Origin of the sequence: Mycoplasma sp. 'Moose RK', from assembly GCF_015708155.1 — a bacterium.
GTDB lineage: Bacteria > Bacillota_I > Bacilli_A > Mycoplasmatales > Metamycoplasmataceae > Mesomycoplasma.
In genome coordinates this window covers 724512-742768 of record NZ_JADDYD010000001.1, presented here as the reverse complement: position 1 = coordinate 742768, position 18257 = coordinate 724512, and the positions used below count along the sequence as shown (strand labels likewise).

At 29.6% G+C, this 18257-nt stretch carries 18 protein-coding genes, 8 tRNA genes and 1 other RNA gene; 23 read left to right on the top strand and 4 right to left on the bottom strand.

Features of this window, described 5'->3' with window-relative positions:
- Positions 1 to 106 precede the first annotated feature (106 nt).
- The 8 genes from IM807_RS02795 to IM807_RS02760 all read left to right on the top strand — a co-directional run bounded on the left by IM807_RS02795 (position 107) and on the right by IM807_RS02760 (position 1052).
- Positions 107 to 183, top strand: a tRNA-Pro gene (locus tag IM807_RS02795).
- A 6-nt stretch (positions 184 to 189) separates the two neighbouring features.
- A tRNA-Ala gene (locus IM807_RS02790) sits at positions 190 to 266 on the top strand.
- Between the two features lie 3 nt (positions 267 to 269).
- A tRNA-Met gene (locus IM807_RS02785) sits at positions 270 to 346 on the top strand.
- A 242-nt stretch (positions 347 to 588) separates the two neighbouring features.
- Positions 589 to 664, top strand: a tRNA-Ile gene (locus IM807_RS02780).
- A gap of 4 nt (positions 665 to 668) precedes the next feature.
- Positions 669 to 759 (top strand) — tRNA-Ser (locus tag IM807_RS02775).
- A gap of 61 nt (positions 760 to 820) precedes the next feature.
- Positions 821 to 895: transfer RNA gene (locus IM807_RS02770), tRNA-Met, on the top strand.
- Positions 896 to 898: 3 nt separating this feature from the next.
- Positions 899 to 974 (top strand) — tRNA-Asp (locus IM807_RS02765).
- A 2-nt stretch (positions 975 to 976) separates the two neighbouring features.
- A tRNA-Phe gene (locus IM807_RS02760) sits at positions 977 to 1052 on the top strand.
- 301 nt (positions 1053 to 1353) lie between these two features.
- On the opposite strand, the gene rnpB is transcribed toward IM807_RS02760, so the two are convergent.
- Positions 1354 to 1650, bottom strand: an RNA gene (gene rnpB / locus IM807_RS02755) — RNase P RNA component class B.
- Positions 1651 to 1903: 253 nt separating this feature from the next.
- On the opposite strand from rnpB, the gene rpsD reads away from it, so the two are divergent.
- The 3 genes from rpsD (at position 1904) to mutM (ending at position 3923) form a co-directional block, all read left to right on the top strand.
- Complete coding sequence (gene rpsD / locus IM807_RS02750) at positions 1904 to 2521, top strand: 30S ribosomal protein S4 (protein ID WP_196363019.1); 618 nt, start codon at positions 1904 to 1906, stop codon at positions 2519 to 2521.
- Positions 2522 to 2664: 143 nt separating this feature from the next.
- Positions 2665 to 3099, top strand: a complete 435-nt coding sequence (locus IM807_RS02745; RefSeq protein WP_196363018.1) for an RpiB/LacA/LacB family sugar-phosphate isomerase — start codon at positions 2665 to 2667, stop codon at positions 3097 to 3099.
- Positions 3099 to 3923 (top strand): DNA-formamidopyrimidine glycosylase, encoded by an 825-nt coding sequence (gene mutM / locus IM807_RS02740; protein ID WP_196363017.1) that lies wholly within the window; start codon positions 3099 to 3101, stop codon positions 3921 to 3923. The genes IM807_RS02745 and mutM overlap by 1 nt, the downstream gene beginning before the upstream one ends.
- Before the next feature lie 213 nt (positions 3924 to 4136).
- Here mutM and IM807_RS02735 read toward each other — a convergent pair whose 3' ends face one another.
- Genes IM807_RS02735 through IM807_RS02725 form a run of 3 tightly spaced genes read right to left on the bottom strand, consistent with a single transcriptional unit; the run spans position 4137 to position 6285 of the window.
- Positions 4137 to 4949, bottom strand: coding sequence for an alpha/beta fold hydrolase (locus IM807_RS02735; RefSeq protein ID WP_196363016.1), 813 nt, complete (start codon positions 4947 to 4949; stop codon positions 4137 to 4139).
- Between the two features lie 7 nt (positions 4950 to 4956).
- Positions 4957 to 5955, bottom strand: a complete 999-nt coding sequence (locus IM807_RS02730) for a lipoate--protein ligase (protein WP_196363015.1) — start codon at positions 5953 to 5955, stop codon at positions 4957 to 4959.
- A gap of 12 nt (positions 5956 to 5967) precedes the next feature.
- Positions 5968 to 6285 carry a hypothetical protein gene (locus IM807_RS02725; RefSeq protein WP_196363014.1) on the bottom strand — a complete coding sequence of 106 codons (318 nt, stop codon included), beginning with the start codon at positions 6283 to 6285 and terminating at the stop codon, positions 5968 to 5970.
- A 194-nt stretch (positions 6286 to 6479) separates the two neighbouring features.
- Between IM807_RS02725 and dnaX the strand changes: the two genes are divergently transcribed.
- The 12 genes from dnaX to IM807_RS02665 are packed head-to-tail and all read left to right on the top strand — an operon-like array spanning position 6480 to position 18200.
- A complete protein-coding gene (gene dnaX, locus IM807_RS02720) occupies positions 6480 to 8633 on the top strand; it encodes a DNA polymerase III subunit gamma/tau (RefSeq protein ID WP_196363013.1) in 2154 nt (717 codons plus the stop codon).
- Between the two features lie 60 nt (positions 8634 to 8693).
- Positions 8694 to 8981, top strand: coding sequence for a YbaB/EbfC family nucleoid-associated protein (locus IM807_RS02715; protein WP_196363012.1), 288 nt, complete (start codon positions 8694 to 8696; stop codon positions 8979 to 8981).
- Between the two features lie 3 nt (positions 8982 to 8984).
- On the top strand, positions 8985 to 9569 hold the full coding sequence (locus tag IM807_RS02710) for a toprim domain-containing protein (protein ID WP_196363011.1): 585 nt from the start codon (positions 8985 to 8987) through the stop codon (positions 9567 to 9569).
- Positions 9570 to 9572: 3 nt separating this feature from the next.
- Positions 9573 to 10226, top strand: coding sequence for a dTMP kinase (tmk, locus tag IM807_RS02705; protein WP_196363010.1), 654 nt, complete (start codon positions 9573 to 9575; stop codon positions 10224 to 10226).
- Entirely contained in the window at positions 10198 to 11061 is an 864-nt protein-coding gene (locus tag IM807_RS02700; protein ID WP_196363009.1) for a DNA polymerase III subunit delta', read from the top strand. The genes tmk and IM807_RS02700 overlap by 29 nt, the downstream gene beginning before the upstream one ends.
- 4 nt (positions 11062 to 11065) lie before the next feature.
- Positions 11066 to 11788, top strand: a complete 723-nt coding sequence (gene rsmI / locus IM807_RS02695) for a 16S rRNA (cytidine(1402)-2'-O)-methyltransferase (protein ID WP_196363008.1) — start codon at positions 11066 to 11068, stop codon at positions 11786 to 11788.
- 42 nt (positions 11789 to 11830) lie between these two features.
- Positions 11831 to 12370: a hypoxanthine phosphoribosyltransferase gene (hpt, locus tag IM807_RS02690; protein WP_230861173.1), complete on the top strand. Its 540-nt coding sequence runs from the start codon at positions 11831 to 11833 to the stop codon at positions 12368 to 12370.
- 16 nt (positions 12371 to 12386) lie between these two features.
- Positions 12387 to 13202, top strand: coding sequence for an energy-coupling factor transporter ATPase (locus IM807_RS02685; RefSeq protein ID WP_196363007.1), 816 nt, complete (start codon positions 12387 to 12389; stop codon positions 13200 to 13202).
- Positions 13178 to 14080: an ATP-binding cassette domain-containing protein gene (locus IM807_RS02680; protein WP_196363006.1), complete on the top strand. Its 903-nt coding sequence runs from the start codon at positions 13178 to 13180 to the stop codon at positions 14078 to 14080. The genes IM807_RS02685 and IM807_RS02680 overlap by 25 nt, the downstream gene beginning before the upstream one ends.
- Positions 14070 to 15029 (top strand): energy-coupling factor transporter transmembrane protein EcfT, encoded by a 960-nt coding sequence (locus IM807_RS02675; protein ID WP_196363005.1) that lies wholly within the window; start codon positions 14070 to 14072, stop codon positions 15027 to 15029. The genes IM807_RS02680 and IM807_RS02675 overlap by 11 nt, the downstream gene beginning before the upstream one ends.
- Before the next feature lie 3 nt (positions 15030 to 15032).
- Positions 15033 to 17117, top strand: coding sequence for an NAD-dependent DNA ligase LigA (gene ligA / locus IM807_RS02670; RefSeq protein WP_196363004.1), 2085 nt, complete (start codon positions 15033 to 15035; stop codon positions 17115 to 17117).
- A gap of 18 nt (positions 17118 to 17135) precedes the next feature.
- A complete protein-coding gene (locus tag IM807_RS02665; protein WP_196363003.1) occupies positions 17136 to 18200 on the top strand; it encodes a DUF3137 domain-containing protein in 1065 nt (354 codons plus the stop codon).
- The last annotated feature ends 57 nt before the right edge of the window (positions 18201 to 18257 follow it).

Sequence of the window (18257 nt, the reverse complement as noted above, 5' to 3'; positions counted from 1 at the left end):
TTTTTTTTTTTTTTAAAAAAAAAAAAAAAATTCCCAAAATTCGCCAACAATTAAAAAAATGAAAAATTTTTTGTCTTTAATTTTTTTTAGTGTATAATTAGTTGTTGGAGAAGTAGCTCAGCTTGGTAGAGCGCTACGTTTGGGACGTAGTGGTCGCAGGTTCAAATCCTGTCTTCTTCACCATTTTTTGGGGGGGTAGCTCATTTGGCTAGAGCGCCTGTTTTGCACGCAGGAGGTAGAGGGTTCGACTCCCTTCCTCTCCACCAAATGGCTCCATAGCTCAGTTGGTTAGAGCGCCCGGTTCATACCCGGAAGGTCATGAGTTCGAATCTCTTTGGAGCCACCAGATTTTTAATTGGTTTAACACTTTGTAATTTTTTATTTAAATTATTTAATGTTACTCATGTTATTTTTGTATTCACCTTTACCTTTACTTGTTTTTATGTTACGGTCTTCATCTTTTAAGAGAACTTCGCATACTTTCAAAATTAATATTAACTTTTTTTCTAAAATTTTTTGTATAAAATTCCTCCTTTTATTTTTTTTTTTTTTTGATCCTTTTTTGTTTGAATATAGAAATAATAGTGTGGATCTATAGCTCAGTGGTTAGAGCACCCGGCTCATAACCGGCTGGTCACTGGTTCGAATCCAGTTAGATCCACCAAAATGGGCAATTACCCAAGTGGCTGAAGGGACTAGTCTTGAAAACTGGCAGGGGTGTGAAAGCCCGCGGGGGTTCGAATCCCTCATTGCCCGCCATTTAACATTTAATTTAAAACCACAAATTTCTTTTGTATAATTTTATTATCTTAAATAACAAAGCGGAGTAGAGCAGAGGTAGCTCGTTGGGCTCATAACCCAAAGGTCGTAGGTTCGATTCCTGCCTCCGCAACCATTTGGTCTAGTAGTAAAGTGGTTAATACGCCTCTCTGTCACGGAGGAGATCGCGGGTTCGATCCCCGTCTAGACCGCCATCGGCTCTGTAGCTCAGTAGGTAGAGCAACGGTTTGAAGCACCGTGTGTCACTGGTTCGATTCCTGTCGGAGCCACCATATCATTCTGAATCAATTCTTACATAGAAAAAGTGCTGTAAATTACAGCACTTTTTCTATGTAAGAATGATCTCCAGTAGATTTTTAAATCTTTTTATTTTTTAAGTTTGAAGTTTTACCATAAAAAATAAAACCACAAATTTTAACATCCTACCATTCAATGGTAATTTCAAAAAAGAAAAAAAGTTTTCTCTAATTTTTAAAAAACAAATAGGTTTAGATCCACAGAAAGCTCTTATTTCCAGTGGTTTTAATTGCTGCAGTTTCATATATATAAAAAAACGCCAAAATGGCGTTTTGCACTAATAAGCCGCGTTCTGTATCAATCAATCATTTATCTAAGTTTTTAAAATTAAAAACCTCCCAATCTCAGTTCAATTCCCTTGATTGGACTCCCTTACCAAATATTTAGGTTTCTAGCTCATGGAGTTTACCGCGTTTCACCTTTATTTATGAAAATCATAAAAAAACTCGTCTCTGTGGCACTTGTCGTCTAAGCTTGGATTTATTAGATCCAACATGAACTTTACTACCATCGCAGGCAGTGCTAGCGCGGACTTTCCTCAAATATAAAATATATCTGCGATTGAATTGTGCAAGTTAATTCTACCATATTTTGAAAATTTTCCCAAAAATTTAGCAAAATGCTTTTTATTTAGTAAAAATATGTTATAATTCCAGAAGCATTTTTAAATTAACAGCGTAATTAGTGTTAAATTTGCTTTTAGATTTGCCTAGATTTGTGAGTAATTAGCTGTAAATGAAAACATTAGATCTAAAAGTGATTTAATTACTATTTAGTTTTCTCTTTTTAATCTAAAAATGCAATATCAATGTTAAAAGGAGAAAAAATGTCACGATATACAGGTTCTGTATTTAAAAAATCGCGCCGTTTGGGTTTTTCAATTTTGGAAACCGGCAAAGAATTTGCCAAGGGTAAACAAAGAAAATATGCGCCTGGTCAACATGGTCAACGACGTTCAAAACTTTCTGATTATGGTGTCCACCTTCAAGAAAAGCAAAAAGCTCGTTTTATGTATGGACTTTCTGAAAAACAGTTTCGTAATACTTTTCGGAAAGCATCAAAAAAGACTGGGATCGCAGGTACTTTATTTCTTCAAGCACTTGAATCACGCTTAGATAATTCGGTCTATCGAGCTGGTTTTGCTGAAACTCGTCGCCAAGCCCGCCAATTGGTAAATCACGGTCACTTTTTAGTTAACAACAAAAAAGTGAATATTCCATCTTTTCAATTAAAAGTCGGTGATTTTTTTGAATTAACAAATCGCAAGGAAGGTAAAATCCGTAAAAATGAGCAGATTTTATCCGCTCTTGATAAAAAAACTCCTGCACCTTGGCTTGAAGTCGATCGTCAAAATTTTAAAGTTGCTTTTTCACGACTTCCTGAACGTTCTGAATTAAATCAAGAAATCAAAGAATCGTTAATTGTTGAGTTTTATAGTAAATAATTTTTTCTAAATTTTGAAAAAAGAGACAAATTTTATCTGTCTCTTTTTTTCCTACCAAAAAATTAAATTATTTTTTTGGTAGGAACTTATTATATAATTTAATTAAAAACTAATCAAAAAATGCAAATTATCATTGGAGCATTATGGCTAAAAAAATTGCAATTGTATCAGATCACGCTGGTTTTGAGAGAAAAAAGGAAGTTATTGATTATCTTCAAAGACATGGTTTTGTAGTTTCAGATCTTGGACCAAACAACTCAGAATCAACATCCTACGCATTTTATGGTAAAAAATTGGCAGATTTTTTGCTCAAAAATCCTGATCAAGTCGGGATCGGCATTTGTGGAACCGGGCTTGGAATGTCGTATGCCCTAAATCGTTTCAAACACATTCGGGCCGCTAGAGTTACAAGCGAAAATGACGCTTATCTTGCGAAATTGCATAACAACGCAAATGCGCTGGCACTTTCTGCGCGATTTAATTCCAAAGATGAAACAATTTCCTTCATTAACAAATTTTTGGAAACAGACTATGAGGGGGGAAGACATCAAGCGCGAATTGAGGAACTTGATAAATAGTGCCTGAATTGCCTGAAGTTGTCACGGTCGTAAACGCCCTAAAACCAGTGATAATTGGTAAAAAAATTATCAATGTTTTGGCTCGTGACACCAACTTTATAAAGGAAATTAGCTTCCCCGAATTTCAAAAAGCGGTTGTAAATTCAACTGTTGTTGATGTTCAAAATAAAGCAAAACATATTTTAATTTTTTTAGATAATCAAAAAGTTATTCTTTCGCATTTGCGTATGAATGGAAAATATTTTACTTATAAAACTCAAAAATGGGAAAAATTTGACTATATTTCTTTCATTTTTTCCGATAATTTTGTTCTTAATTACAATGATAGCCGTAAATTTGGAACTTTCATGATTCGGCAAAATGATAATTTATTTGCAACAAAACCACTTGTTGATTTGGCGCCTGATCCTTTTTTAATTGACCTTGAAATTTTTTGGCAAAAAATTTCAAGGTCAAATCGTTCGATTAAAGCGGTTTTGCTTGATCAAAAAATAATCAGTGGCCTTGGGAATATTTATGCAGATGAGGTTTGTTTTGCTGCAAAAATATTTCCTGGAAAAAAAGCAAATTCGATTTCAAAAAAATTAACAGAGCAAATTATTGAGTTTAGCAAGGAAATTTTGCAAAAATCAATAGAACTTGGTGGTTCCAGTATCAGTTCTTATACATCTTTGAACGCAAAAGAGGGAAAATTTCAAAATTTTTTGAAGGTTCATACAAAGAAAAATTTTCCTTGTCAAAGATGCAAAACTAAAATTTTGAAGATAGTCGTTGCCGGCAGAGGAACTTATTTTTGTCCTAAATGTCAAAATCCAGATGAATAAATTTCTAGTATTTCCAGATTGAAAATTAATTTAAAATACAGAATTTAGGGTATATTTTAAATTTCAGGATTTCAAAATAGATATATAAAAAAAATGGAAAAATTTAGGAAAATTGGCCAAATTTTCCACACTAAGCCCACCATTTTCCATGTATATTTGGGTAAAATTAGTTTAAAATTGTGTTTCAGGAACAAAACAAATAAAAGTTCAAAATTACAGATTTATTTCCAACATTTTTTCAATTTCAATATTGATTTCCTCACTTTTTTCAAAAAAAACTGCATGACCGCAATCATTAATTGTTATAAGTTTTTTCTTAAATTTTTCTGAAATTTTTTCTAAACTTGTAATCGGAACAAAATTATCATTTGCAGCACCAATTATCAAAAAATCATTTTGCTGTTGAAAAAGTGGCAGCAAAATTCTTCGGTGTCAATCTGGATTAAGAATCTGACTTGTAACAATTTTTTTTAAAAAAACACGTTTTTTATTGACTAATTTTAAAAAATTAATCGCATTTTTTTGCAAATCACTTCGAAAATTTAATTTATCACTAAAAACTAAGTTTTTTAGACAGTTTTTTGCATCCTCCAAAGTTTTTGGAAGCAATCAAATGTTCAAATTTTTGATAAGATTTTTAAAAACAGCTTGAAAAATATAAGGATTTAGTGGCGCAACTAAAATTGCCTTTTTTGTTAAGCCTTCTTTTAACAAAAATAAGGTTATCACGCAGCCGAGCGAATGCCCCACTGTCAAGCTGATATCAATATCAAGTATTTTGATAAATTTTGCAATTATATCTTGATATTTTTCAACAGTAATTTCTTCATTTTGTGAACTTAGCCCACAACCTGGAAAATCAACAGCAACAATATCATATTTTCGGTCTTTTTTATTTTTTAATTGAAAAATAAAATTTTGATTTGAGTTAAAACCATGTAAAAACAAGACTTTTGGACGATTATTTTCTTCAATGAAGTAGAAAATTTCTTCATTTTCAATTGGAATTTTTGCTGTTAGTTGCATTTTTTAATTAGTTTCCAAAAATTGTTGACAAAATTTCCGATATAGGAATTGCGCCAAAATATTCTTCTAAATCATGAATTTTTCGTAATTCTTCAGCAATTATTTGCGGATTAAATTCTTTATTTTCTAGTAAAAGTTCAATTTCTTCAACTTGCCTTTGCGACAAAAAGTCACCTTCAAATTTAATTTTTACAATTAAATTTTTTTCAACATTTGCAAGAACTTTCAAAATTCCGGCACTAGTTTTGTTCATATTTTCATAGGTGAAATGTGGATTTGTGCCATAAATTCAATCTTTTGATTTCCGGAGTTTAGCTAATTTCTGAAATTCCAAATTTTCTGAAATTCCATTTGAAAAATATTTTTCAATATCAATTGCTTTGCTGTCGTATTTTTTTTCAAAAAATGAAATAAGTTGAAATATAAATTCACTATTTTTCATTTGTTCATCAATTTCATGCAAAATATTTGTAACTCGTTGCCGAATCGATTTTATCCCTTTTGATTCAATTTTTAATTTATTTGGTTTAAGAACTTGACCCAATTTTGTCAAGTTCGCGTTGAACAGAATTGTTCCGTGGTGAACAATTCTGTCTTTGTAAATAATTTGTGCATTCCCAGAAACCTTGCCGCCGTTAACAATTAAATCATTTCGACCTTTAAATTCGGCTTTCAAACCAAGAGTTTCGAAAAATTCGATTACCGGAGTCAAGAATTTTTGGTAACTGTGATTGCCTTTTTTTGTAATAAAAGAAAAATTGATGTTCCCTAAATCATGGTAAACAGCGCCACCACCTGATAATCGACGGTAAACTTCAATTTTCTCTTTTTCAACCTCTTCAAGCTTGATTTCTTCATAAATATTTTGATTTTTTCCAATAATTATGGCATTATCATGCTGGTAAAAATACAAAATATCTTCTTGATTTTTGTCATCTTTTAACATCACTTCCTCACAAATCAGCGTGTAAAAAGGGCTTGTTTTTTGTGTAGTGTAAATTTTCATTGTTCTCCAAAATTAATTATATTCTAAATCAAAATTTGTGATCGAACTAAATTTTTTCTTAAAATCATTAAGATTTTCGCCTAATTGAAGAACTTCAAGGTTAAAAATTTTCACTTTCTCATAATCTCAGCGCAATGCGTAACGATTTTTTGCCAAAAATAGAATTAAATCTTCAACAAATCAATAAAAATAGTTGGGATTATAATCTAATTTTGTCAAAAGACCATTGATTTTAATATCAATTTGGCGAAATTCATAATTAAGAATTTGGAAATCAAAAGATAAACTCAGTTCATTGGAATTTTTGGTTTGTAATTTTTGTTTTTCCATCGCTTAGAAATTTCTTGAAGAAATTATTTACCTCTAAAATTTTAGTTATAATTTATAATATTATAAACTATTTGTTTTCATTTAGTTTTGCAATTTTGGTGTAAATTTTTTCTACTTTTGCAAGATTGTAAAGTATTTTTTAAGCGTGTTTTAGACTTTTTTGTTCAAAAAAAAAAAAAAAATCAAGGAGATTTATGCAAGGAAAGATGAATTATGTTGCTTGATATCGAAAGTATCGCCCAACAAAATTTAGCGATGTCGTTGGCCAAAAATACCTTGTCGAAAGTCTAAAAAACATCGTGAAATCAGGGAATTTCTTTCATGCTTATTTGTTTTCTGGGCCTAGAGGAACCGGAAAAACATCACTTGCAAAAATTTTTGCAAACACAATAAATTGCGCTCACAAATCAGATGTTTTAGAGCCTTGCAAACTTTGTATTCAAAATATCAATACCTCGCTTGACATTATTGAAATGGACGCCGCTTCACACAATGGAGTCCGTGAAATCAGGGAAATTAGTGAAAATATTGTTAATTTACCACAAGTTGGAAAGTTTAAAATTTACATTTTGGACGAGGTCCACATGCTTTCATCTTCTGCTTTCAATGCCTTTTTGAAAACTTTGGAAGAGCCACCAAGCCATGTAATTTTCATTTTAGCGACTACCGAAGTTCACAAAATTCCTTTGACAATCCTTTCACGTGTTCAGCGTTATAATTTTTTAACACTAAATGAAGAAGAAGTTTGTCAAAGGCTGGAATTTATTCTTAAAAATGAAGAAATTGATTATGAAAAAAATGCCCTAAAATCAATTTTTTCATTAAGCAAAGGCAGTCTCCGCGATGCAATTTCTATTTTAGAGCAAGTTGTCACTTTTGGCAATGGAATTCTAAATCAAGCCAGTATTAACGAGCTTTTTGGTCTAACCACAAAGGAAAAATTAGTCGATTTTACTAATGCACTTTTTGCTGGAGAATCAAAAACTTCTTTTGCAATTTTACAAAAAATTTTTTCAGAAAATAAAAATTACCGCTTGTTTTTAGAATCATTGATTAATTTAGTAAAGGAATGAATTTTTTGAAAATCAACTCAAAGCGTTGAATTACTTGAAATTTTCAGCGTTGCTGAATTAAATAAAATAAAAATTAATCGTGAATTTGCTTACAAATTTTTGCAAATTGCTTTTACAAATTTAAAAGATTTTGATGCAAATGAATCACAAAGTTTAGCGCTTGAAATTTTTGCAATGAAAATATTGGCGGAAACACAGGTCGAATTCAAAAATGACCCAATTTTTACAGTCCAAAATTCGCAAAAAGATGAAGTCGTTGAGCAAAATTCTAAACAAATAGTGATTAAAAATTACGAAAAAACCCAAGAAAATATTACTAGTTTTCAAAAAATAGAAGATCGACTTCAGAGACTTAAACTTGAAGCTGGGATTGAAAAAAATTTCAATTTTAGATCGCAAATTAAGGAAATTCCAGTCAATGAAAATTTAGAAAAAGTTGAAAAAAAACCTGATTTTTTAGTGCAAAATGAGAAAAAAAATCAAAATCCTTTTATTTTTCAAAAATTAAATGAAAATAATTTTGATAGCAATCCAAACTCAAAAGATGTCGTAAAACATGAGTCTTTTGCCAATTTGGCTCCTGAAAAATTGTCTGAAAATCACGATTTAAACTTGGATTCTCAAAAAAAAACTCAACCGAAAAACAGTCTGAATTCATTGAATATTTTCAACCTTGTCAAATCAACTTTTTCAAAACAAAAATTTAATAAAGAAACTAAAACCAACTTAAATGAAAAAATAGAATTCCAGGGAAATTCGCCAGAAAATTTTTCAGAATTTGACTATGTTGATAACAAAAATTCCATAATTAACGACTATTTAAATGTTGAGCAAGTTATAAATCTTGCACTTTTGGATCGTAGGTTTAAAAAAAAAAATCCAGGTTTGTATGAAAAAATGAAAGAAGAGTGAAAAAATAACATGATTTCTTATGAATTTGACTCAAAATTCATGCAAATAATTAGTGTTTTCAAGCATTCAATAATTTTTGCACTTGATACAAACATGATTTGTCTTTACACTCTAAAAAAAGAATATGAAAGTTTTTTAATTGAAATTGCAAAAAAAAACATTGATGCACATTATTTGATTTCCTTGATTTTTGGCAAACAAATGCATTTTTATGCCATTAGCAAAGAGCTTTTTAATAAGGCAAAAGAAAAAAAATCTGAACTTTCGAAAGCAGGAAAAAAAATTGAACCGAAGCCTTTGCCAAATTTGAAAGGCAAAAATTTTACTGAAGAAGATCTTGAAAAACTTAGTTTAGCCAAATAAGGTTTACCAACTTTTTTCATGTAAAATATTTATAATTTACATTAAAATTTGGAGGGAAAAATGAATTTTCAAAAATTATTAAAAGAAGCACAAAAAATGCAAAAAGATCAAGAACAAAAGAAAAAAGAGCTTGAAAATACTGATTTTGATTTTAACAGTCAAGGAATTTCAGTAACAATTTCCGGCGGATTTGAGATTAAAAAGTTAAAAATTAACCCTATTTTAATTGATCAAGACGATGTTGAAACTCTCGAAGACTTAATTACAATCACCTTGAATCAATCTTTGTTGAAAATTAAAGAAAAAAATGAAGAATTAGTTCCCGTAAATCCAACAAATTTGAATTAAATTATGAACAACGAAGATCTTGAAAATCTTATAGAACAGCTAAAAAAAGTTCCTGGAATTTCCAAAAAACAGGCAATGAAAATCCTGTTTTTTTTGATCGAAACTCCAATGGAAGAAATTGAAAATTTTCTAAATTTGATTCGCGAATTTAAAAAAAACACCCATTATTGTGAAAAATGTGGTTATTTAAATTCAAATCTTATTTGCAAAATGTGCCTGAATTCACAGCGTTCTTTGAAAATTCTGGTGGTTGAACATTCAGATATTGTCACTAAATTTGAAGAATCAGGAAAATTTGATGGAAAATATTTTGTTTTTGGAAAATACGACAAAAAAAACCTTGAAAAACTTGATGAACGTGTCAAAAAATTAGCTAGTTTTGTGAGTGATCAATCAGAAATAATCCTTGCTTTTTCATCGACAATTGATGGGTTAATTCTTACAAACTTTCTTGCAAAACATCCATTTTTTACTGGTAAAAAAATCACAAAATTAGCAATTGGTGTCCCTTTTGGCGCCACGATCGACTATGTTGATAGTTTAACCCTGGATCAGGCTCTCAAAAATCGACAGAAAGTGGAAAATTAGAATATGTTTATAACTTTTGAAGGCATTGACGCTAGTGGTAAATCAACAATTTCGAAATATTTTGTTAAATATTTGGCAATAAAATTCCCCCAAAAGGAAATTGTTTTAACTTTTGAGCCAGGAGGGAAAAATCTTAGAGAAGCGCAGGAAATCAGGGAATTTTTACTTAATAAAAAGAACCAAATTAGCCCTTATGTTGAAATGCTTTTGTTTGCGACCTCAAGAAGAATCCACCTTGAAAAGCTAATTTGGCCTTCACTTGAATCAGGAAAAATTGTGGTTTGTGACCGTTTTATTGATTCTTCAATCGCCTATCAAGGTTTTGGCGGCAATTTAGACATTAATCTTGTTGAGGATTTAAATAACATAGTTTCAGAGAATATCAAACCTGATATTACTTTTTTCTTGGATGTAGAATTTAAAAAATCTGTTGAAAGAATGACCATTTCTCGAAAAAAACAAAAAGATCGTCTTGAAACTCATGATGAAAATTTTTACAAAAGAGTGATTCAAGGGTATCAATATTTAGCCAAATCTAGGCAAAATTTTTTTGAAATTAACGCTAACATGGATTGAAATGAAGTTCTAGCTCAAGTAATTATGATTTTTGAGGATTTTTATAAAAATAATGAAAAATTGAAATCTTTTTCTCGATAATTTGTCAAAAAATCAAAAAATTCCTCATGCTATTTTGCTTATTTCACATTATTCAGAAATAATTGATCAAAAAATTATTGAATTTAGTCAATTATTTGAAAAAAAATACGAAATTTACCAACTTGATATTTTAGATAAAAGCATTTCAAAATCTGAATTTGTGGAGGAGATTAATAAATTATATTATAGTTCAATTTCGGAGTGTGATTTGCGAATTTTTGTGTTAAAAAATGTTGAAAAAGCAAACATCTTTCTGCTAAATTCGATCCTAAAAGTCCTTGAGGAACCACCTAATTCCAGTTATTTTTTGTTAACTGCCAAAAATAAAAATTTAATTTTACCAACAATTGCATCAAGATGCCAAATTTTCAGTTTCAATGAATTTGATCAGACTAATCGGCTTGAAAAAAAACTTAATTCATGACGTGAAAACCGTTATAATTTTCTTTATGCTGAAATTTTTACAAATTTTGAAGAGGCAAAAGAAGCAATTTCAAAAATTCAAACTGCGGATTTGGATAAATTTGAGTTACTTTTTAGTAATATTTTTAAAAATAGATTTGAATTTTTGCTGTTTTTAAATCAACTAATTAGTAAGGAAAATGCGATCATTTTTGTTCAAATTTTAATTTTTTACATTAAAGCAATTTTTTCAAGAAATTTGAAAAATTTGCCAAAAAATTTTCAAAAAAGCAAAATTTTGTCAATAAATTATAAAATTTGAACAAAAATGATCTTGATATGCCAAAAGTTTCTTGAATCCATTAAGTCCAATGAGAATTTTAATTTGCAAAAATCAGCTTTTTTAGTCAGGCTTAATGTTATTTTATCTTAAAAAAATGCCAAAAATCACTATTATTTCGACGCCAATTGGAAATTTAAAAGACATTAGCCTCCGTGCAATTGAAATTTTGCGTTCCACTAATTTGATATTTTGTGAAGATACACGAGTTTCAAAAAAGTTGTTGAATTATTTGCAAATTTATGATAAGAAATTAATTTCTTATCATAAATTTAACGAAAAATCCTCAATTAACAAAATTTCCGCTTTTCTTGATGAAGGTAAGGAAATTGTACTGATTTCCGATGCCGGAGCCCCTTCAATTAGTGATCCGGGGCAATTTTTGGTCAGTTGGGCTCATGAAAAAGGTATTGAGGTTGATTTTATTCCTGGTCCAAGTGCTTTTGTGAGCGCTTTTGTACTCTCAGGATTTGATTTTCCTTTGGTTTTTATGGGATTTTTTGATTCAAGAAAACAACAAATTATTAAACAAATCAGTAATTTTGAAGAATATTTTAGTTATATTTTTTATGTTTCACCTTATAAATTAGTACAAATTTTGAAAATTATTCAGGAAAAATATGATGAAAATATTGAAATTTTTCTTGTAAAAGAAATGACTAAAATTTATCAAAAATATTATTTGGGTACACCAAATCAAATTTTAGAACAATTGCAAAACATTCCAAAAGGCGAATTTACAATGGTTTTAAGACTGAAAAATAGCAGGAATGAACGAAAAAAACAAAATAAGTACCAAAAATTTTCAAAAATATTGTAAAATTAGTAAATTAAAATTATTTATAAAATTGCAGGTGAAGGAATGATTAAATCAAAACATATTACAAAGGTTCTTTATACTCAACAAGAGATCGAGGAAAAAATTTCTGAAATTGCTGAGTGAATAAATTTTAACTACAAAAGTTCAGATACAATTATTTTCGTCGGCGTTCTCAAAGGAAGTTTAATGTTCATTGCTGAATTAATTAAAAAAATAAAAATTGACTGCATTGTTGATTTTGTTATTGCAAAATCATATTTTGGTGGAACTGAATCCACAGGTCAACTTAAAATTATTACAGATATTGACACTGAAATCAAAAATAAAGATGTAATATTGCTTGATGATATTTTGGATTCTGGAATAACTTTGGCAAAAATTCGCGACCACTTGATGCTAAAAGAACCTAAATCCTTGAGAGTTGTAACTTTATTTGACAAAAAATCAAAACGAAAATACAATATTGAAGCAGATTTTTCTGGATTTGTTGTCCCAGATGTATTTCTTGTTGGTTTTGGTCTTGACTATCAAGACAAGTACAGAAACTGGCCTTTTGTAGTAATTTTTGATCCTGAAAAATAAATAAAAAAAGGCAAAAATGATAAAAGTTACTGATGTTTGCTTCAGCTACACAAATGATATGGAGCAATTGGCGCTTGATAATGTTAATGTCATCCTTGAAAAAGGTAAATATTATGCAATTCTTGGTCACAATGGTTCAGGAAAATCAACTTTTTCAAAAGTACTTTCCGGTATTTTCAAACCTCAAAAAGGCACAATTGAAGTTGATTCAATTTTGTTAAATAAGAAAAATTTGCCAGAAATTAGGAAAAAAATTGGCATAATTTTTCAAAATCCTGACAATCAATTTGTGGGAGCGACTGTTGAAGATGACATCGCCTTTAGTCTCGAAAACATTAATGTTAATCCAAAGGAAATGCCAAAAATTATTGCTGATTTAGCTGAAAAAGTGAATATGAAATCATACCTGGATCGTGAACCGCAATTTTTGTCTGGTGGGCAAAAACAGAGAGTGGCAATTGCTTCAGTTCTTGCTTTAAATCCTGAAATAATTATTTTTGATGAAATTACTTCAATGTTAGATCCAAAAGGGAAAGTTGATGTTGTCAAAATTTTAGATGACCTTAGAAAAGACAAGTCAAAAACATTGATTTCAATAACTCATAACATGAATGAGGCAATTCTGGCAGATGAAATCATTGTTTTCGCTAAAGGTAAAATTGTTGCACAAGGTGATCCAAAATTTATTTTAAATAATCCTGAAATAATTGAAGTTGCTAAAATCGATTCACCATTTATTTATAAAATTTCAGATTCACTTGAATCAATTACGCCAACTTATGATGAAAATGAATTGTTAGATCAACTATGAAAATTAAAGCAAAAGATTTAGTCAAAATTTTTGACCACAAGTTGCCAATTGAAATTAAGGCCCTGAACGGGGTTAGCGCTGAAATTGGCCAAAACGAATTTATTGCAATTATTGGTCAAACAGGTTCAGGTAAAACGACTTTTATTCAACACATGAATGCGCTTTTGTTGCCCGATGAAGGTTTTATTGAATATTTTTATTTTGATTCTGAGAATCAAGAGAAAAAGTTAATCGTTAAAAAACCAAGTTTTTTTCATTCAAAAATTAAAAAAATAAATGATATTCGTCGTCGTGTTGGCGTTGTTTTTCAGTTTGCAGAATACCAACTTTTTGAGCAAACAATTGAAAAAGACATTATTTTTGGCGCAGTTTCGATGGGGGTTCCAAAAACTGAAGCAAAAATTAAAGCATTAGAAATGATAAAACTTGTTGGTTTAGATGATTCCTTTTTAGATAAATCACCTTTCGAACTTTCAGGTGGTCAAAAACGGCGCGTAGCAATTGCCGGAATTTTGGCAATGGATCCTGATATCATTTTTTTTGATGAGCCAACGGCTGGCCTTGATCCTCAAGGCACACAAAAAATGCTGGAAATTCTTGACACTTTACACAAAAACGGGAAAACAATTATTCTCGCTACACATGATCTTGACAATGTTTTAGAATGAACGAAAAGATGCATTTTCTTCAAAGATGGTAAAATAATTTATGATGGTGACACCTATAAAATTTTAAATGATAATCAATTTTTGATTGAAAATAAAATGCTTCCAACTAATTTGCTAAGTTTTAAGGAAAAATTACACAAAATTGGCTATGAAATTCCGGATATTAAATCAACTGGTGAATTAATTGATGAATTAAACCTTTTAATTAGAAAGGAAAAAAATGCAAATTAGCATCGCCAAATATGTGCCCCGCGATACAATTATTCACAGAATGGATCCGCGGCTAAAAATTGCTTTTAACATCCTTTTTGCTGTGCTTTTTTTTATCACAGATCACCTTTTGACAGTAGCAATTTTGCTTGTTTTAACACTTGTTTTCTTCTTTATAACTACAAGAAGAATTAAACAAATTTTTACTTTATTGAAATTACCAATCATCCTTTTTTTAATTATGATTGTGATTTATGGTTTTATTATTGACCAGAAAAATATTGACAATATCTTGGGAATTTCAAAAACTCAAAAATTACCAACATATGAGGTTGTTGGTCTTAATCCTCAACAAACAAGCGATTTTGTTAATTGAAAATTAACTAAAACTAACCTTTTTGGAAAAGTAGAATTTTCAATTGGTACTGTCAGCATAATTCGTTCATTTGTTCTTGCAATCCGTATTTATGGGATGATAATTTCAACAACAATTCTGACTTATTCAACAAAACCCTTTTTGTTGACAAAAGCAATTGAGGATTTAATTTTGCCTTTGAGACTTCTTTTTATTCCAACACATATAATTGCAATGATTATTTCGATTGCGATTAGGTTTATTCCCACTTTGTTACTTGAAGCAGCAAGAATTATGAAAGCACAATCATCGCGTGGTGTTGATTTTAAACATGGGAAAATTAAGGACAAAGTGAAATCGCTAGTTACATTGATTATTCCACTTTTTGTTTTGGCTTTTTCCCGCGCAGAGGATCTATCAAATGCAATGGATGTCCGTGGATACGATGTTTATTCAAAAAGAAGTCGCTACCGTAAATTAGTTTTTTGCAAAAATGATTACATTTTTGTCCTAATTTTTATTAGTCTAATTGCTTTAACTGTTCTCATGAAAAATAATGTAATCCCTATTTCAACTTTGCCAAAATGGTGACTTTACACAAATCAGAATATTTAATTTATGGAAAATAATAAGAAAATTCGTGATGAAATTCTTCAATTAAGAGAAAAAATTGAAAAATGAAACCATCATTATTATCAACTTCAAAAACCATTAGTTGAGGATTTTGTCTATGACCGTGAGTTGAAAAAATTACTTTCCTTGGAAAAAAAGTATTATTTTTTGTTTAGTCTTGAGGAATTGAATGCCTCACCAAGCCAACAAGTTGGTAGCAAAATTACCTCAAAATTTGCAAAAGTCCAACATTCAACCCCAATGCTTTCATTAAATAAGGCCTATAAAATTGGTGAATTGCAAAAATGAGCAGAAAAAGCGTTTATAATTTTGCCAAATGTTAGTTTTTTTGTTGAACCAAAAATTGATGGGGTTTCACTTTCGCTTTTTTACCAAAATGGAAAATTAATTCGCGCTTTAACTCGTGGTGATGGTGTTTTTGGCGAAGATGTTTTGATGAATGCTTTGAAAATTAATGATAAATTTATTCCAAAAAACATTAATTATTATGAGGATTTAGAGATTAGAGGTGAAGTTTACATCGAAAATAGCGCATTTTCAGGCCTAAAATTGAATCAAGAATCTTTCAAAAATCCACGAAATGCTGCAAGTGGAATTTTACGTAGATATAAAAAATCCAAAGAAAAAAATGAAAAAAGTCTTTCAAAACAAAGCGACTTTGACTTTTTAAGTGCATTTTTTTATACTTTAATTGATCCAGAAAAACACAAAATTAGTTCACAATCGCAAGCTTTTTCTTTTTTAAAAAAAATTGGTTTTGTTACCAATCCACTACAAAAAAAATGTTTAAGTATTCAAGAAGTTTTTGAATATATTGAAGAAATTAACCAAAAAAGAAAAAAATTAAATTACAATATTGACGGAATTGTTGTCAAAATTAATGAATTTTCCATTTATGATGAATTAGGTTCTACTTCAAAATTTCCTCACAGTGCAATTGCTTTTAAATTTGAGGATGATGTCGTAAAAACAAAGCTTTTAAAAATTTTTCCAACAATTGGAAGAACTGGAAAAGTGACTTACAATGCGAAAATTTCACCTGTTGCACTAGCAGGAACACTTGTTTCTTCAGCAGTTCTACCAAATTATCGTTATATTGAAAATTTAAAATTAAATCTAGATACTGAAGTTTTTGTGAAAAAGGCAGGTGAGATAATTCCACAAATAATTGCAAGCGTCTTAGAGCATCCAAAAACCAATTTTCCAATTTTGGAAAATTGCCCAAAATGTAATACAGAATTAATTTTTAGTGAAACGGGACTAGACCAATTTTGCCCAAATCAAAAGTGTCCAGAAGTTATTTTACAAAAAATTGTTCATTTTTGTTCAAAGCCAGCACTAAATATTGAAACTCTTGCCGAAAAAAGAATTGAAGTTCTTTTGAAAAATAATTTAATTACCAATGTTTGCGACATTTTTTCACTTAAAAGCAAACTTGAAAAAATTTACACTCAATTTAATTCCAATAAAAATGATAAAATTGAAAATTTACAGAAAAAAAGTTCACCGTCTTTACAAATTAAGTCAATTGTAAAACTATTAAATGAAATTGAAAATGCAAAAAACATCGATTTTTATAGGTTTATTTATGCTTTAGGAATTAGAAATGTTGGTCTTAAATCAGCAAAAATTCTTGCACTTTATGCAAAGAATATTACAGAGTTAAGAAAATTAAATTATCTAAAATTAATAGATCAACATGATTTTGGACCTGTAATTATTGAATCTTTATCAGATTTTTTTGCAGATTCTGAAAATCAAAAATTAATGGATTGTTTCGAAAATGTTAATTTTAACTTTAAAAATTCAGGAATTGTTGATCCAAAAAATGCATGAGCAAGTTTTGCAATTTCAGGAAAATTGACAAGATCTAGAAGCCATTTTGTTACAATAATTGAGGAATCTGGTGCAATTTTTCACCAAAATTTAACAGCAAAAACTGATTATTTGCTTTTTGGTGAAGCGGCTGGCTCAAAAGCTGAAAAAGCTAAAAAAGTAGGTGTAAAAATAATTAATGAAGACGAATTTTGAGAAATTTTGGAACAAAAAAAGTTTAAAAATCGTCAATAATTAGTTACTGGAACAAAAATGAAAATAATAAATGATTATTTTAAATTTGATGAATACAGAAAAAGAGCAGAAGAGCATTTTCGACCTAAATTGGAGGAAATTGTCAATAAGGGAAATGCAAATTTACTAGAAGAAATTGCTTTACTGCGAAAAAATTCAGTGAAACTTAGCATTATTTTCTCAATTTCAATATTTTTAACCATTCTTACAGTAGCAATTATTCTTCTTTTAAAGGGAAGCGTCATTATCCTTATTTTCGCTGTAATTCCTGGCATTGTAGCGTTATTCTCCTCTTTTATCTTGGGTTCAAAAAAAAGTAAAATTAAAGACTTGACAAAGCAGATTTCACAAAATGTAATTGATAATTTTAAGCCAGAAATTGCCTATAAACAAGCAATTTACCTTTTGGACAGGGGCATGGAATACTTGGGAACAAGCTCTAAAATTGCTAAAAAAACTAATATTTCAAGGGATGAAATTAAATACTTTACACCAACAGAAATTGTTGGTTCATTAAAAGCTAAAATTACAACAACTAGACCAGTTCAACAATTGTTAATTGATGAAAAATTTGTTGTTGGTTTCACAAATGTGCGCTGAGAGTGGAAGGAAATAGTAAATAATACTACTGTGATAAACGAAAGAATTACTGGAATTTTGAAAATTGATACCTCAATTCTTGCAGAAAAAGTCTTTGATTTTAGGTTGTTAAAACCATCTGGATGATTTTCTAGTAGCGACAAAGTGAGACTTGAAAACGAAGATTTTAATAATGTTTTTAGTCCGGAGAGCAAGGATAAATTGAAAATTCGCAAAATGTATACACCTCTTGCTATGGAACTTTCGCTGAAAAGGTATTTCGACCAACAGGGAGTTAAAGTTTGAAATGTTGCAATTGAATCTGTTGGAAATTCAGTTTATTTTACCTACAATTGTCAGTGAAATTTCATGTATCTTGACTTTCCTGAATCAGTGGTTAATCCTGATGGTTTTATCAATCAGATTTTTGAAGATTTTCTGACCGATACCTACAGTTTGTATTATCTTTTGTCACTTATTTATATAACTTTGTATTTGGATTAGTTGAAAATTATAAATTTTTTCAAAAAATGGAAAAATATAGTATATTTTATTGTAAAT